Genomic DNA, 16,088 nt, shown 5'->3' with positions numbered 1-16,088 from the left:
CATTCTCGCGGATCGGGCAAGCAGACGGTCCGCTCGCTGGCGGCTTCGCGCACTTTAACCGCGAGGGCACTCCTCCTACTCATGCCGCGCCCGGACGTGCTTGATTTCCAGGTTGTCGGGGCAGCCGAAGTTGAGGATCAGGCCTCGTCGCACGTGGGCGGCGGAGAGGTAGCGTTGGACTTGGGCGATGTGTTGGGGGTGGAGGCCGGAGACCGCCTTGAGTTCCACGATGATCTGCTCATCCACCATCAGGTCGACCAGTCCCCGGCCCACCTTGTGGCCGCGGAAGTGGATGGGCAGGTGCTTTTGGGCCTGGAAGTCCAAGCCCTCCTCGCGCAGGGCCACTTGCATGGCTTTCTGGTAGACGCCCTCGCTTTGAAGCGGGCCGATGACGCGGTAGACGTCGAAGGCGCAGTCGATGATGCGCCGTGACAACTCGGGGCTGTTCTTTTCCATACCCCTACAACGCGCAACACCCCCTGTTGAGCGACGATGGGGTGATATTTCCAGGCGCTAGTGCTGCCGGTCGTAAGTTCTGAGCCAGGGCCTTGCCAAGTTCGAGGTGCGATATGCGAAGTTCGAAAGAACCCCGAAGGTGTGCAATTCGCCAGCCCAGGGCCAGCCCCGGCGAACGCAAGCGAGACGGCGGCGCCACCCTGGGTTTCAGACGGCAAAGGTCCGAACGCTGAAAAGCGTGGAATAACGCCACAGGGTGGCTCAAAGCTTCTGGCGCACTGCACTAGTCCTCTGGCCGGGAGGCGGATGGAGGCACTTCCTGACGGTGGGAGGAGTCTGGAAGGGCGACCCACCTTCCAGAGAGCGATCTGCCTCAAGGGACCGATGGGAGACACGCCTGGTGGGAGGCGCATCCTTGCGGCGATCCTGGGGATGGACGTTAGGGCAGTTGAGCCTCTAGATCGCTGAGGATTGCGGCGAAGCGGCCCGGGTTGTAGGGTGGGGATGACTGGAGGTTCTGGTAGAGCCGGTTGACGACGGCGTCAACGGCTTCCGACTCCCCGGCGTTGGCCCGGTAGGAGGCGTAAAGGGCATCGACGGCCATGGTGGCTTGCTGGGCCGAACGGCGTCCCCCGGCGCCGATGGCGGCGGACTGGGAGGCCAATCCCCTGAGCAGCCTACGCACCATGGCGGCGTCGGGCTGCAAGGACTGGAAAGCGGTGGCGTAGCTGTCAGCGGAACGGGCGATGACTTCGGCCTGGTCGGCCACCTGGGACCGGTTGTCCCCAGCGGCCCGAAGCATGATGCGCAGGACGTCGACCTGCCGCTCCAGCCAGATTCCCTCGGCAGGAATGGTCACCTGCAGCAACTGGCGCAGGACGATGTAGCGCGAGGGGTCCCAGGGCGGCAGTCCGGGGGTGGACTCGAATCCCCTTACCTGCCGCGGACTGGGCTGGAAGTCCTCGCCCTGGCCGTCGACTGTCAGCGAATGATGGCAGGAGGAGCACTCGAAGTCGGCGAACTCGGGCCAATGGCTCCACCCCGCCTGGCGCGCCCGGCGGGCCAGAAGACGCATCGACTCGCGCAGCGCCACCGCCTGTCCCACCGCCCAGCGGCGGACTCCGGCCCAGTCTTGATCAGAGGCTTTCCAATGAGGCGGCATGAGGGCCTGGAAAGTGTCGAGTTCGAACTCCAGCAGCGGATGCCCGGCCGCAATGAGGCGGTGGTCGACCTGCTTGGACTCGTCTCCCTGGTGGCAGGAAAGGCACAGCTCGGCCTGTTTCACCAGGTCGCTGTGGTCGAGCATGCCGGAGACGGCTTGGCGCTCACCGGCGCTGATGTGAGTCCCCAGCCATCGCGAGGAAAGCCCGTGACAGGCTTCGCAGCCCACTCCTTCGCTGTCGCTGTAGAGGGCCGAACGGCGCAGCGAGGGCAGCTTGAAGGCGTGGCAATCGAGGCACAGGTCGGCCTGCTGTGCGGGCCCGATGCCCAGGTTTGAAGCGATCTGGCGGGAGGTGTCGTTGAGCAGGACGCTAAAGGCCTTGGAATGGCGGTCGTGGCTCGACCAGATCTGGAATTCGTTGCGCCGGATGTCCCCGTCCAGGTAGGGGGCCGGACTGCCGTGACAAACTGGCCCGGCGCAGGATTCTGCTCCCAGCGCCACAGCTTGCTGCGGCCTGGCAGCGGACTCATCCTGCTGGGGCCCGGTGGCCGCCAGCGCGCCGATGGCCGCCAGCCAGAGCAGGCAGGCAGCGCCCAGAAGCGTCACGACTCTGATCGGTGAAGCGGTCTTCATTCGCTTGCCTCCGTGGGGTATCGGCCGCGCAGGACCGTCTCCAGCCGCTCGATCTGCCTTTCGATCTCAGCATTGGTTCCGCTCTGGGCCCGATAGCTTTGGTAAAGCGCCTCCACTGCCCATCGGGCCTGTTCAGCGGTCCTGAATCCCTGGGCCGCAAGCTCTTCGGCGTCGCCGCTGATGGCGCTGATGGCTGTTTGCAGGCGGGAAGCTGAATAGTCGATGGACTGCAGGCGCCGGGAAAGCGAATCGGTCCAGGCGGCCAGCTCCAGGGCGGCTTGGCGGGCCCTTTGGCGGCTGCCCCCGCTTCCATGCAGACCTTCCGTCAGGTCTTCCAGATGCGATTGCAGGGCTTGGTGCATCTCGGGTTCCAGGGCTTGCAGAAAACGGCTCAGGATCAGGCGTTGCGAAGGCCGCAGGGCGGGATAGCCGGGGTGTCCCTGATAGCCTCGCTGCTGCCGCTGGGCGGAGGGGTAGGGGTGATGGCAAGAGGCGCACTCGAAGGACGCGAAATCGGGAAAGGCTCCCCAGGAGGGATTCTCGATGCGGCGCGCCAAAAGGCGCATGGTCTGACCCAGCGCCTGAGCCTGTCCCAGCGCCCATTGGCGGGCCCCCTCCGAGGATGTGTCGCGCTCCCAATGGGGCGGCATGCGGGCCGTGAAGGTGTCGAGTTCGAAGGTCAGCTCGGGGTGCCCCGCCGCGATCAGCTCATGGTCGACCTGGCGGGTTGCGTCCCCCAGGTGGCAGGACACGCAGAGACGGGCCCGTTGATATAGGTCCTTGGTGGGATAGAGCCCCATTCCGCGCAGCGTCTGGCGCTCCACGCTGCGGTCGCTGTGGGGGACGCGCCACTGCGAAGCCGGGCCATGGCACCCCTCGCAGCCCACGCCTTGAGAAACGTCGAAGCTGTCGGCGCGCTCTTCGCCAGAGGCCTGGACCGAGTGGCAGACCAGGCAGCGGGGACTGTCTTCGGGGCTCTCCAGTCTCAGTAGACCGGCCATGGTTTGGGATTGCTTGTTGAAGAGCACCTCGTAGGCCTTGGAATGACGATCCTCTTCCTGCCAGACGGGAAAGGCGTCGTTGCCGTGGCAGGGTGCCGAGGCGCAGCGCCCGATGCCCACGTACCGAGGCTCCCCTTCCTGCTGCAAGGGAGCGGCCCACAGGACGCGGGTCAGGGGAGAGCCGCTGGAGGGGCTCGGCGGCGGGTCCGGCTGCAAAACCGGCTCGACGAGAAGCCAAGTCGCCACGGTCGTCAAGACTGCCAGCGGGGCCGCAGCACGCAAGGCCCGGGAAACCTGCCGGCGCCAGATGGCAGGAAGCCGTCTCCGAGATGGTTTTGAAGCGCTCATTTGTCTGGATTCCGGTTGAATTTAAGGTAAGGCAAGCGCACGCCGCGGATAAAGATCTGGTCGGCCCGCATCTCGGGCGGAGCCTCGAATCCCGCCGCGCCTCCGGCGGCCACCACGTCGTCCTGTTCCACCCCGTCGCCGCTGATGCCCAGTCCGCCCACCAGCACGCCGTCCCTGTAAAGAGGCACGCTGCCGGGGAAGAAGACCACTCCGTTGACCTCGGTGGACGGGTCGGAACCCTGCGAACAGGGGTTGGCCAGGTCTTGCAGATAAAGGTCGAAGAAGGGCCCCGGACTGCTGCCCGTGATGCCCACCGGAAAGAAAGGCTGGCTGCCGAAGCTGATGGTGCGGTTGGTGACGGCCGTCCCCTGGGGGACGCCGGGGAGGTCATCAGGCGCCCGCTGCGGACTGCTGAAGTAGACCATGTTGCGGGCCTTGGCCACGGCTACATCGATGCTGAAAACGGTGGCGTCGGACATGCGGAATAGGGCCAGGATGCGCCCGTCAAGGTCGGCCACGGCGATGACCATGCGGGTGCGGCTCCCCAAGGGCAGGCGGATGGCGGCGCGGGTGCGGTTGGCGGTGTCGATGGACTGCTGCACGATCTGCTCCACCTCGGCGGCGCTCAGCAGCATGCCGTCCTCGGTCAGCCCGGGCCCGCCGATGAGCCAGTCCTCGGCGGCGGCCCGGCTTGGACGGATGAAGACCGGGGCCCCCATCCCGTCGCGGTCCAGCGCCAGAAATCCTCCCTGCAACGATCCCGGCGAGGCGCCGGGAGGGGGCGAAGTGAACTGCACGAAAGGCAGGCGGATGCCGTCCAGAAAGACGGCGAAGGGCGGCAGCAGGCAGCCCGCCACTCCCAGGCCGGGAAGACCGGGCTGGCTGGCGGCCAGGGCGGCGAACTCGTCGGACGCCGAACCTCCCCCGAACACTCCTACGCCGCCCACCACCCGGCAGTCCTTGAAGATGGGGATGCCGCCGCCGTGGACGCGTTGAGAGAAGACGTCCATCGCCTCCTCCTGGGTGAACTGCAATTGGCCCTGCTGGACGTCCATGAACTTGCCGGTAAAGGCGCCCAGTCCGCAGCCGTCCTGGGTTTGCCCGTCGCACTCCAGCAGAGGACAGCCGGGATCACCCAGATTGCAGAGGCCGTCGACGTTGTTCCGGCGCAGCAGGGCTCTCAAGGAGGTGGCGCGGGGGACGCACTGGCCGGGATTGAAGTCGCGGTTGAAGCTGCATCCGCGGTTGGTGTTCTCGATGCCGTAGAGAGCGCCGTTGGGGAGAAAATCGATACCTGGAGGGAAGTTCTTCTGGCTGATGAAGCGGACGGTGCGTGAAGACAAGGGGGCTTGATTGTTGCTGAAAAAAGCTCCCGTGCGGGCCAGCGCTACGGCGCGCTCGGCGTCGTCCAGCGAACTGCCGGGTTTTTGCCACACCGCCAGGATGCCTCCCGCCCGGTCCACCACGGCCACCGAGTAGCTGCCGGCAAGAGCGGCCGCCCCGGTTTCCGCAATGGTCTGAATTTCGTTCTCGGTCAGTCCCTGGGGATCCAGCGGAGCGTCGCAGACGGGAAGTACCAAGGGCGCCTGGCGGGTGGGGCGGTCAAGGTGTATGGGACGGGGGCGCCAACCCCTTTCGTCCTGCTGTTGGGCGCTGGCTTGAGGACAGAAAAACGCCATCAGGCAGACGACTGCGAGCGCCCGAAAGCCCTGATTCTCAGCATTGCCGCGACCTGTCATCCCAAGGGTTCGCCCGGTGTTTGGGGTTTGAGAAATGTATGCTATTATTCCCTTAATTCGCCCCAAAGGCAAGCAATAAGTCGAGTCTTTGCAGCTATATCGGCTGTCTGCACAGGACTGCAGGCAGAACAGGCGAGCGAGCCAACTGAGAGCGGGAAGGCGTGATGAAGTCGGATCCTGCGCGAAAGCGTACCTGCCAATTCCTGACAGTTTCCCGCTTGGTCTCGGCGTTGCTTCGGGTGCTGCTTTCGGCCTTCTTGGCTTTGACCTCTCTGTCGGCCCAGGTGGAGCGTCCCCAGCGTCCTGAACCCGCTGTAGACGGGGGCTCGCTGAAGGGGGTGGTCAAGGACTCTCAGGGCCATCCGCTGGCCGCAGTCACGCTGCGCCTGACTCGCCTCGAATCGCAGCAGGACTTCGCCGCCGCCTCCGATGAGGCGGGACGCTTCAGCTTCGCCGGACTGGCTCCCGGCCCCTACCGCCTGACCGTCGAGTTGCGCGGCTTCCGCCCCTGGAGTCGGCAGGAATCGCTGCAAGCCGACCAGCAGTTGACGGTGGAGGTGACGCTGGAAGTGCTGGATTCTCCGCCTCGAGCCGACTTCCGCCGTCCGCCATCTCGCGGCGGCGACCCCGATGCGCCGCCCCGCGCAGCCCCTCCCCGAGCGGCCTATCCTCCCTTCCGCGAGCGTCCCCAGCCCAGGCCCGAGGAAGCGCCGGTGACGGCGGTCGAAGAGCCGGGTATCGAGGCGGAATTCAGCCCTCCCGGATACGCAGGAAGCCGGCGCGGAACCTCGACCGAAGTGGAAGCGGTGCCCGACTTCGTCCCCGTCACCGATCGCTGGCGGCTGGGACTTCCCCGCTGGCAGCGTTATCCCGACTCGGTTCCCGGCGTTTTCCCCTACGCCAGGGGACGCCGCCTCGATCCCTACAACCAGAACGTCCTCAAAGGCGACTATCCCATCATCGGCAACAACTGGTTCCTAGACCTGACTTTCGACAGCTTCACGGTCAACGAGTACCGCAGGGTGCCGGTGGTCGGACCGCCCAGCGCCGAGCAGCCGGGCGCGGCCGAGTTTTTCAGCAAGGGCGACCAATACCAGCTCATTCAGGAGTTCCGCTTCTCGGCCGATTTCTTCCACGGCTACACGGCCTTCAAGCCCTTTGGTCTGCGTTTTCGCGTCACGCCCGCGGTCAGCCTCAACTACCTCAAGGTCAACGAGGTGGGAGTGGTCAATATCGACCTCAGGGAGGGCACCACGCGCCCCGACGCCCACGCCTCCCTCGAGGAGGCTTTCGTGGAGGTCAAGTTGGCCGAGACGAGTCCCTTCTACGACTTTCTTTCGCTGCGTGCCGGAACCCAGTTCTTCAACAGCGATTTTCGCGGCTTTATCTTTCTCGACCACCAGCCGGGATTGCGCCTGTTCGGCAACTTCAAGGCCAACAAGCACCAGTACAACCTGGCTTATTTCTACATGCTGGAGAAAGACACCAACAGCCTTCTCAACACCTTCGAATCGCGCCACCAGCATGTGGCGGTGGCCAACTACTACATCCAGGACTTCATCAAGCTGGGATACACGACCCAGTTTTCGGTTCACTACAACAACGACCGGCCCAGCCTTCATTTCAACCGCAATGACTTTCCGGTGCGTCCGGCGCCCTTGAGCAACGTGGTTCCCAAGAGCGTCAATGCCGTCTATCTGGGTTGGACGGGTGACGGCCATTTCGGAACCTGGAACGTCAACCATGCCTTCTATCAGGTGGTGGGGCAGGAAAAACCCAACCAGATTGCCGGCGACGTGTTCGGTCCGCGCGATACCGACATCAATGCCCAGATGGTGGCTTTTGAGCTTTCCACCGACCGCGATTGGAGGCGCTACCGGGGATCGTTTTACTACGCCTCAGGCGATGCCGATCCCACCGACGACCGGGCCCGCGGATTCGACGCCATCGTCGACGAGCCTTTTTTCGCGGGGGGCGAGTTCAGCTTCTGGAACCGCCAGGAGATCCGCCTCAGCTCTACCGCCGTTGGACTCATCCACCGCTTCAGCTTCAATCCCAACCTGCGCAGCGCCAAGGAGGAGGGGCAGGCCAACTTCGTCAATCCGGGACTGATGCTCTTCAACGGCGGGGTGGATGCCGAACTGACCACCAAGCTGAAGGGTTCCTTCAACGTCAACGTGCTTTCTTTCGTGCACACCGAGGTGTTGGAATCGCTGCTCTTCCAATCCGACATATCGCGCTTCATCGGAACGGATATCAGCCTGGGAGTGGAGTACCGTCCTAAGCTCAACAACAACATCGTTGTGGTGGGCGGAGTGGCCGGGCTGGTGCCGGGCCAGGGATTTCGCGACGTATTCACCTCCAAGTCGCTGCTGTCCGCCTTTCTGGAAGTGCGGCTGGCTTACTGAATCGCGCAAAGCGAGGGAAGAAGAAAGGCATGAAGCAAAAACGGGCGGAAAAGAGAAAAGCAGGCCGGACGGCCCCCCTGGGACGCGCCTCGGCGGGGCTGGCCTTGCTCTTCGGCTTGGCCTGGACGCTCCTCTTTTCGGGCTTGGGGGCGCCGGCCCAGGCGCGCCAGGATCCCGCCCAGGAAGAACAGAGCCCGCCGCCGCAACAATGGGGGCCCTACCGCACCTATCGCCAGACGTTGCAGCCTTTCGATCGTTCCCAGGGCCTGATCACCCAGCCGGTCCAGGCCGCCCAGCGCAAAAGCCGCGGATGCGTGGCCGCCGATTGCCACGCCAGGATCGAGAAGATGCACGCCTCCGAGAGCGTCCGGTTGGGATGCACCGACTGCCATGGCGGCGACGCCGACGCCTCCAGCAAGGAAGCCGCCCATGTGGCCCCGGCAAATGACGAGCTCTTCTCGTCCGCGGCCAATCCCCAGCAGGTGGCGGCACGCTGGAACCGGGAGAGCGCCGACTACCTGCGATTCGTTAATCCGGGCGATTTGCGCGTCCTCGACCGCACTTGCGGCAGCCTGGGCTGCCATGTCTCGGAAAGCCTGCGGGTGCGCAAGAGCATGATGACCCACGGCGGCATGCTGTGGGGAGCAGCCCTCTACAACAACGGCGCCTATCCGCTCAAAGACACTCACTTCGGAGAGAGCTACGCCGCGGACGGAACACCTCAGCGCCTGCAGACCGTCCCCGTACCCGATGAAGGTCAGCGCCTTGAGGAAGGCATCGTGCCTTACCTCGACCCTCTGCCACAGTGGGGGGTGGGCCAGCCGGGCAACATCCTGCGCATCTTTGAAAGAGGCGGCGAACGCATCCCCGAGATCGGCATCCCCGACCCCCGCGAGGAGCCGGGACTGCCCGACAAGAACCTCAGCGTCCGCGGACTGGGCACCGACAACCGCACCGATCCGGTTTTCCTGGGGCTGCAGAAGACCCGCCTGCTCGATCCCTTGCTGCACTTTCCTGGAACCAACGACCAGCCCGGCGACTACCGGGCCAGCGGATGCACGGCCTGCCACGTGGTCTACGCCAACGACCGCCATCCCGACCACTCGGGACCCTACGCCCGCTTCGGACACCTGGGCCGCAGCGCCAGCGCCGATGCCGCCATCCCCAAAGACGAGCCGGGACATCCCATCCGCCACCGCCTGACCCGGGCCATCCCGTCCAGCCAGTGCATGACCTGCCACGTGCATCCGGGCGGCAACATGGAAACCACCTACTATGGCTACACCTGGTGGGACAACGAGACCGACGGCGAGAAGATGTACCCGGACCAGCCCAAGAAGCTCTCGCCTGAGGAGATGGACCGCATTCAACGCCGCAATCCCGAGGGGTCAGCCCTGCGCGGACTGTGGTCCGATCCCCAATTCCTGGCTCAAGTCAGCGAGCTCAATCCTCAACTCGAAAAGACCCAGTTCGCCGACTTCCACGGCCACGGGTGGATCTACCGGGCCATCTACAAGCAGGACCGCAAGGGCAATCTGCTGGACAAAGAAGGCAACGTGGTGCCCTGGGACGATCCCCAGCGCTTCGAGAAGGCCGTCCATCTCAAAGACATCCACCTCGAGAAGGGGATGCATTGCGTCGACTGCCACTTCGAGCAGGACGTCCACGGCGACGGCAACCTCTACAACGAACCCCGCGCCGCCATCGAAATCGACTGCGTGGACTGTCACGGCGGACTCAGCCAGCGGGCCGGCTTGCGCACCAGCGGATTCGCCGCCCGCGACGGCGGACGCGACCTGAAAGGACTCTTCACGCCCTGGGCACGCAAGCGCTTCGAGCAGCGCGGAGAGACGATCCTGCAACGCTCCATGGTCGACCCCGCGAAGGAATGGGAGGTCCCCCAAACCGTCGACACCCTGGAGGCGGCCGATCCGCGCCTGGCCAGCGCCCACCAGGCCCACACCCTGCGCAACCAGCAGGGCGAGCTGGCTCACGACACCTCCAAGATGGCCTGCTTCACCTGCCACAGCTCCTGGATGACCAGTTGCTTCGGATGCCACCTTTCCATGAAGGCCAACCTCAAGAAGCCCATGCTTCACAACGAGGGCGCCACCACCCGCAACTGGACCTCCTACAACTACCAGGTGCTGCGCGACGACGTCTTCATGCTGGGAGTGGACGGAACCGTCACCGGCAACCGCATCGCTCCCGCCCGCTCCAGTTCGGCGGTGGTGGTCAGCTCGCAGAACGGCAACCGCGAGTGGATCTACCTGGGCCAGCAGACCATTTCCGCCGAGGGCTACAGCGGGCAGGCCTTCGCCACCCATGTCCCCCACACCGTGCGCGGCATCGGCGAGACCAAGATGTGCACCGACTGCCACCTCTCTGAGGACAACGACAACAACGCCATCATGGCCCAGTTGCTCATGCTGGGAACCAACTTCGTCAACTTCATGGGCCGCTACGCTTACGTGGCAACAGGTCACGACGGTATGGAGGCGGTGGTGGTGACCGAGCGCGACGAGCCGCAGGCGGTCATCGGCAGCTACCTGCACAGCCTGGCCTATCCCGACCGCTACAAGAAGCATCTCGACAATGGACGCCAACTCAAGGAGGCCTATCACCATCACGCCCACCACACCCGCTCCATACAGCTTCGCGGCGAATACGTCTACCTGGCGGACGGCAAAGAAGGACTGCGCATCTTCGACGTGGCCAACATCGACCACAAGGGCTTCTCGGAGCGCATCGTGACGGCTCCGGTTTCTCCGCTGGGGCAGCGCTTTTCCGTCAAGAGCCGGGACGCCACGGCGGTGGCGGCGCCGTCGACTCTGGCGGTGGATCCGGTGCGCATCCGGCGTCCTGAGAACCAGGAGCAGCCCATCGCTCCCATCTACGGCTACATCTTCTTCACCGACCGCCAGGAGGGGCTGATCCTGGTGGGGGCGGCCACCCTGCTGGACGGCAATCCTTCCAACAACTTCCTGGAACGGGCCCTCACCTACAATCCCGACGGGCTGCTGGACGGCGCCGTCAACCTCACCATCGCCGGCAACCACGTCTACGTGTTGTGCGACCGGGGCGTGGTCATCCTCGATTTCAAGGACCCGCTCGATCCCCGCCAGGTGGCCGTCATCGGCGCGCCCCTGGTCAAGGCGCCCACGGCCCTGACGGTGCAGTTCCGCTACGCTTTCCTCACGGATGCCGAGGGCTTCAAGGTGCTGGACGTTACCGATCCCTCCCAACCCCGCCTGGTCGAGGACGCCCATGTTGCTCTTGCCGACGCCCGCAACCTTTACGTGGCCCGCACCTATGCCTACGTGGCGGCCGGCGCCCAGGGACTGGTAATCGTGGACGTCGAGCGTCCTGAGCAGCCGCGGCTCTTCCTGACCTACGACGCCGGGGGGGAGATGAACGACGTCAACGACGTCAAGCTGGCCATGACCAATGCCAGCCTCTTCGCCTACGTGGCCGACGGACGGCACGGACTGCGGGTGCTTCAGTTGACCTCTCCCAAGAAGACGCCCGGCAATTTCGGATTCAGTCCGCCGCCCTCGCCGGAGCTGATCGCCACCTACCACACTCACGGCCCGGCTTTGGCCATCTCCAAGGGCCTGGACCGCGACCGGGCTGTGGATGAGAGCGGCAACCAGGTGGCCGTTTTCGGGCGCCGGGGTGCCCGTCCCTTCACCTTGAAGGAGATGCAGCGGCTTTACCTGAGGGATGGGGAGGTCTATACAGTGTCCAATCAGCCTCGCTAGAGCCGGATTGCTGCTTCGCAAGACTGTGCCCATCGCCGCAAGGATGCGCCTCCCACCAGGCCTGTCTCCTATCGCTCCCTTGATGCAGGTTGCTCTCTGCAAGGAGGGCGGCCCTACCTTGACTCCTCCCACCTGCCAGGAACCGACCAGCCTCCAGGAAGTCTGAGTGGTGGAGTCTGGTGGGAGGCGCATCCCTGCGGCGATCCAGGGAATGCCTCAAACCGCCTCCCGGCCACAGGACAAGCGAGACCCCCCGGCCTGGCGGGAGGCGGCGATCAGCACAAAGTCTCCAGCCGCCTATTGGGGCGGGCTGGGCGGGAAGGTGGCCCTGAAGGTCGTCAACTGCCCTCCCCTGCGCAGTGAAGCGCCTGCGGCGCTGGGCAGGATCTCCCCTTGAGCCGTGATCAAGGTCCCCGCCGGACGGTTGATGAGCACCCTCAAGTAGAGGTTATCCAAGCCGGTAGCGGTGAAGTTGAGCGGATTGGCCACAAATTGAGAGTAGGTCGAGCTGAGCAGCTCATCTTCCCCCGGCAATCCCGTCAAGGCAAAGGGGACGAAGTCGGGATCGATGAGATTGGACTGCCGCAAGAAGACGGCCGAATAGAAAAAGGCCGTCACGATGCGCGGGACATCGCACAGGTTATCCTGCTCGGGCTGGCAGATCTGGCTCATGGCGGTTCCCGGATGGAAGAGCAGGGTGGTCCCCGCCAGCTCGAAGGTGTCGTCATCCACCAGGGAATTGCGGTTGATGGCGAATTCCATGCGGTTGGCGGATACGATGATGGCGTTCTGCTGCACGCCCTGGGGAGCCTGGTTGAAATTGCGCTCGCTGTACTGCGAACGTCCCCCGAAGCGGACCAGTCCGCCCTTGCCGTCATTGACCATCATTCCCAGGCCGGGCAGCTCGAAGAAGACCCACTGCTTGAAGGCCTCCTGGATGCGCAGGATGCGGTCCACCTCTTCAGGCCCGTCGGCTCGATTAAAGCTGCCGGTATCGAAAATGAAGTCGAACTGGCGGCTAGGCTTGATCACTCTCCCCGGTGCCTGCGACCCGCCCAATGTGGCCTCAAACCAGACCGGATTGATGACCGAGAGCGGGATGAGCCGGATGTTGAGGGGAGGACTGGGGAACTCGAGCGTCTGCTCCAGCGGAAGAAAGCCGGGGAAGTCGAGGTTGAGCGTCCAAGTGCCGTCGGGCACGGGACCGATCAGGAGTCCGCCCTCGTTGTTGAGGACGCCTTCGATAACGTCTCCCGAGGAGTTGCTCAGCGTGACGACGGGCGTTTGGACCGATCCTCGAGGGGTCAGCCTGGGCCGCTGCAATCCTCCTCGGCGGCCGTCGACCCCATCCACCCCCAAAGACCCCAACTGCGCCGACAGCACCGGTCCGGCGGGTGCGGCGTCGGCGCCCAGCGTGGGCAGCGAACTGATGGTGATGATGAGCGGGTTGGTTTGGGAACTCTGCAAGAGGGCTGCGCTGACCGAAAGCTGGTCGCTCTGGATCTGCACGTAGCCCTGAAAGTCTCCCAGCACGGTCGACTCGCCCCCATTGTCTTCGCATTCGACTCCCGAGGTGGGCAATCCGAATTCGTTGATGAAGAGAGCCCTCTGACCTTGTGCCGCAAGCGAAAAGCTGCAGGTCGCCACCGCATTGAACTCCTCGTCGAAGGCCGTGGCCATGTAGTTGGCTTGAACGTTGAGGGGGTTGGCGATGGCGATGCCGGAGCGGCGTTGGGGCGTTTCCTCGAGGGACCCGACGGCGAAAAGTCCGTGGTATTCACGTGGGACGGCGGGGGGAACATCGGCCACGCTGGCCACCGTGTCGTTCTGTATGAGCACGAACTTGAGCGAAGCCGAAGTGGCTCCGTTGGTCTCCACCACTTGAGTCCAAAAGACCTCGCTCAAGAGCGCGTCGGGCGGCACGTCGGGCGGCGGGACGAACTGCAGGGTGAATTCTTCGGGACCCAGCACGTCGTATTGAAAGCCGCCGTCTACCAGATGGTTGACCACGTCTTGAGGACCTACCATGGGGTCAAGAACGATGCGGCCGGTCACGAAGAGCTGCATCTCCTGACCGTCGGCGCGCACGAAGCGCACCTCGCCCTGCACCCTCCTGAAACGCTTGATCAAAGAGATGGCGTCGATCTGATTGCTGGCGATGACCAACTCGGTGCGGAAGCCGAGGAAACCTTGGCCGACGGCTCCATGAGCGAAGAAGTGATCAGCCAGCAGGGTGGCGGAGGAAAGGGTCAAGGCCAGGGCCGTCCCCAGGACGACTCCCAGCCGGTTCAGTTTCAAGGATTGAAGTGACATAAGAACCTCGCATGCTGCAATGTCCGTTTTGCGGATTTTCGTTCAGTCCGCCCTCGTCGAGTCCCCGGATTCCCCTGCGTTGGTCACGCTACCCCGCTCGCTGCATTTGAAAAGCCTTGCGGATGACAGGCGAAACCCAGTCCTCATCGAGTCGGTAGCTCTGGTCGAGGCGCAGCGCCGCCTCGAATTCGCGCATGGCTTTGTCCCAGTAATCGTTCATGCCGCTATCCGCTTGGAGAAGTGCCGCCGTGGCATAAGCCACTCCCAGAAAGGCATGGACGTCGACGTTTTCGCCGCCCAGCCGTCGAGCATCTTCCAACTCGCGTATGGCCGACTCGACGTTGCCCTGGTAAAGATCGCCCAAAGCCTGCCTGAGCTTGGCGCTGACGTCGACCGTCTCCGCCACTTCCGTGGGCACGTCGTTGCTGTCTGAAGCCAGCCGGCCGTCGATCAAACGCAGAATGTCGTCGAAGCGGGAAGAGGCAGGCGCGTAGGCGAAATTGCTGGAGGCCAGCGAACGATAGATGTCGCGGGCGTTCCTGAGCGCCTGACGGTCGACCTGCCTGCCATTGCCCGCGCCCCGGTCGTAGAGTTGATCGGCCTGCTGCCACCGGTTCTGGAAGCGCTCGGCCTGGCTCAACTCGCTGCGGGCCTCCTGGTTGCCCGCATCGGCCTCAAGGGCCTGGCGGTAGAAACCCACGGCCTCATTCATCTGCCCCGATTGCGCCGCCTTGCGGGCTTCCGCCGTCAAGACCTGGGAATCGGCCTTGCCCCGATAATCGGCCACCAAGTCCAGCGTCGAGCCCTGGCGCAGGGCCCGCGAGCAAACCTGGGAGGCCTGATCCAGGCGGTCAGCTTCAAAAGACTGCTTGCAGTCGCGCTCAAGCACCAGCAATTCAACTCGATCCTTCAACTTGTCTGCCGCGGCCCGGTCGGGGAATTCGTTCAAGGCCCTCCTGAATGAGGTGAGTGCCGAGGCCAGATCGGGAGGCGACTGGCCGAGCGCCGTGCGTCCAGCCTGCAGGAGGCCGTCATAAACGGAGGCTTGGCGTTCCTGGTTGATGCGGTCGATGGCTTGGGCCACCTGGGAGCGCCCCGGCCTCAATTGATCGGCTGCATTGAACCGTTGGAGTGCCTCTGCAAGGCGGCCTTGCTCGATCAGGCGGTTGCCCTCGGCGACCAGTTCGGAGAAACGCCCTTCTTCGGCGTCGTTTCGCAGTTGTCCAAGGCGCTGGTGCTCCTGCTGGTCCAGTTGAAGGTCAGGGGCATCATCCAAGGCCTGCAGGGCTTGCCGGAAGCGCTGCGCGTCGAGGTGTCCCTGCACGTCCTCGACCAGCCGGTCGAAGAGCGGGTTCGACTGCAGGGCCTGGCTGACCAGGTTCAGATACCGGCTCAGCATCTGCCTCTTGTCGCCCGTCAAGCGGTCGTGACTCTGGCTGACGGCCAGGCGGCTTTGGGCTTCCTGAAAGCGGTCCAGATGATAGAGGGACATGCCCAGGTAGAGATGCGGAAAGTACTCGTGGTCGAAATTGCCGTAGGTGGGCTTGCGCGGCGAAGGCCTGTCATCGGCCTGGATGGCGGTCTCGAAATAGCCCGCCGCCTGGGCGTAATTGCCCGCCTCAAAGGCTTGGATGCCTTTCTGATAGGGATCGAGCCACTGCCGGTAGCGCTGCGCCGTCAGGCTGGAATTCAGCCCCGCGGCCAGGGCCAGCAGGATTCCAAAATGCTTGAGGCGAAGCGCCATTCAGTCTCCTCAGGGGAAGGCTACGGCGAATGAGGCCACGAACTCCTTGAAGGAGTCGATGTTCACATAGGCGGCGTCGACGCGGAAGCGGTTGGCCAGAATCAGTCCTCCGCCACCGGTCCATCCATACTCGGTATCGTCATCGGGGAATTGAAAGACGCTCTGGAAGACGGCGTCGTTGATGGGGTCGCCGGTACTGCCCACGAAACGCTGGCGGTGATCGGGATTGGTGAAGAAGCCTCCTCGGAAGAAGACGGTATGGCGGGCGCCGAAGGGCACTCCCAACTCGCCTCCGAAGTGGGCCTCCCAGACATCGTCGATCTCAAAATCGTTCTCGTCGAAGGGCTGGGGCGCGTTGTTGGGCGAGCGCGAGAAGATGGGGGTGAAATCCTCCAGCAGGTCGGAATACTCGATTCTGACCGCGTCGAAGGCGAAGGTCAGCCGGTAGCTGCTGATGCCCGCCAAACGGGTAGGCGCCACTTGCAGGCCAAAGCCGTAGCGGTCAGGGACGTTAAGCGACATT

The 16,088-nt window shown here is 64.2% G+C and carries 9 protein-coding genes; 2 read left to right on the top strand and 7 right to left on the bottom strand.

Annotation, left to right across the window (positions count from 1 at the left end):
* Nucleotides 1–75: 75 nt before the first annotated feature.
* From VLU25_00290 to VLU25_00275, 4 genes are all read right to left on the bottom strand, one after another.
* Nucleotides 76–456 carry a GxxExxY protein gene (locus VLU25_00290; protein HSR66351.1) on the bottom strand — a complete coding sequence of 127 codons (381 nt, stop codon included), beginning with the start codon at nt 454–456 and terminating at the stop codon, nt 76–78.
* A gap of 439 nt (nt 457–895) precedes the next feature.
* Nucleotides 896–2,251 (bottom strand): multiheme c-type cytochrome, encoded by a 1,356-nt coding sequence (locus VLU25_00285; GenBank protein ID HSR66350.1) that lies wholly within the window; start codon nt 2,249–2,251, stop codon nt 896–898.
* The gene (locus VLU25_00280) at nt 2,248–3,498 is read right to left on the bottom strand and encodes a multiheme c-type cytochrome (GenBank protein ID HSR66349.1); all 1,251 of its coding nucleotides are present in this window, start codon (nt 3,496–3,498) and stop codon (nt 2,248–2,250) included. Before VLU25_00280 ends, VLU25_00285 begins: the two co-directional genes overlap by 4 nt.
* 98 nt (nt 3,499–3,596) lie before the next feature.
* On the bottom strand, nt 3,597–5,279 hold the full coding sequence (locus tag VLU25_00275) for a heme-binding protein (protein HSR66348.1): 1,683 nt from the start codon (nt 5,277–5,279) through the stop codon (nt 3,597–3,599).
* 224 nt (nt 5,280–5,503) lie between these two features.
* Between VLU25_00275 and VLU25_00270 the strand changes: the two genes are divergently transcribed.
* Nucleotides 5,504–7,747: a carboxypeptidase-like regulatory domain-containing protein gene (locus VLU25_00270; GenBank protein HSR66347.1), complete on the top strand. Its 2,244-nt coding sequence runs from the start codon at nt 5,504–5,506 to the stop codon at nt 7,745–7,747.
* 29 nt (nt 7,748–7,776) lie between these two features.
* Nucleotides 7,777–11,508, top strand: a complete 3,732-nt coding sequence (locus tag VLU25_00265; GenBank protein HSR66346.1) for a hypothetical protein — start codon at nt 7,777–7,779, stop codon at nt 11,506–11,508.
* A gap of 297 nt (nt 11,509–11,805) precedes the next feature.
* Here the strand turns inward: VLU25_00265 and VLU25_00260 are convergent, their stop codons facing one another.
* The 3 genes from VLU25_00260 to VLU25_00250 all read right to left on the bottom strand — a co-directional run.
* Nucleotides 11,806–13,821, bottom strand: a complete 2,016-nt coding sequence (locus tag VLU25_00260; protein ID HSR66345.1) for a hypothetical protein — start codon at nt 13,819–13,821, stop codon at nt 11,806–11,808.
* A gap of 88 nt (nt 13,822–13,909) precedes the next feature.
* Nucleotides 13,910–15,565 (bottom strand): hypothetical protein, encoded by a 1,656-nt coding sequence (locus tag VLU25_00255; protein HSR66344.1) that lies wholly within the window; start codon nt 15,563–15,565, stop codon nt 13,910–13,912.
* A 9-nt stretch (nt 15,566–15,574) separates the two neighbouring features.
* A partial coding sequence (locus VLU25_00250) for a hypothetical protein (GenBank protein HSR66343.1) occupies nt 15,575–16,088 on the bottom strand: 514 nt, incomplete at its 5' end.

Source organism: Acidobacteriota bacterium (assembly GCA_035471785.1).
GTDB lineage: Bacteria > Acidobacteriota > UBA6911 > RPQK01 > DATIPO01 > JANQFM01.
This window is presented reverse-complemented; position numbering and strand designations above follow the sequence as displayed.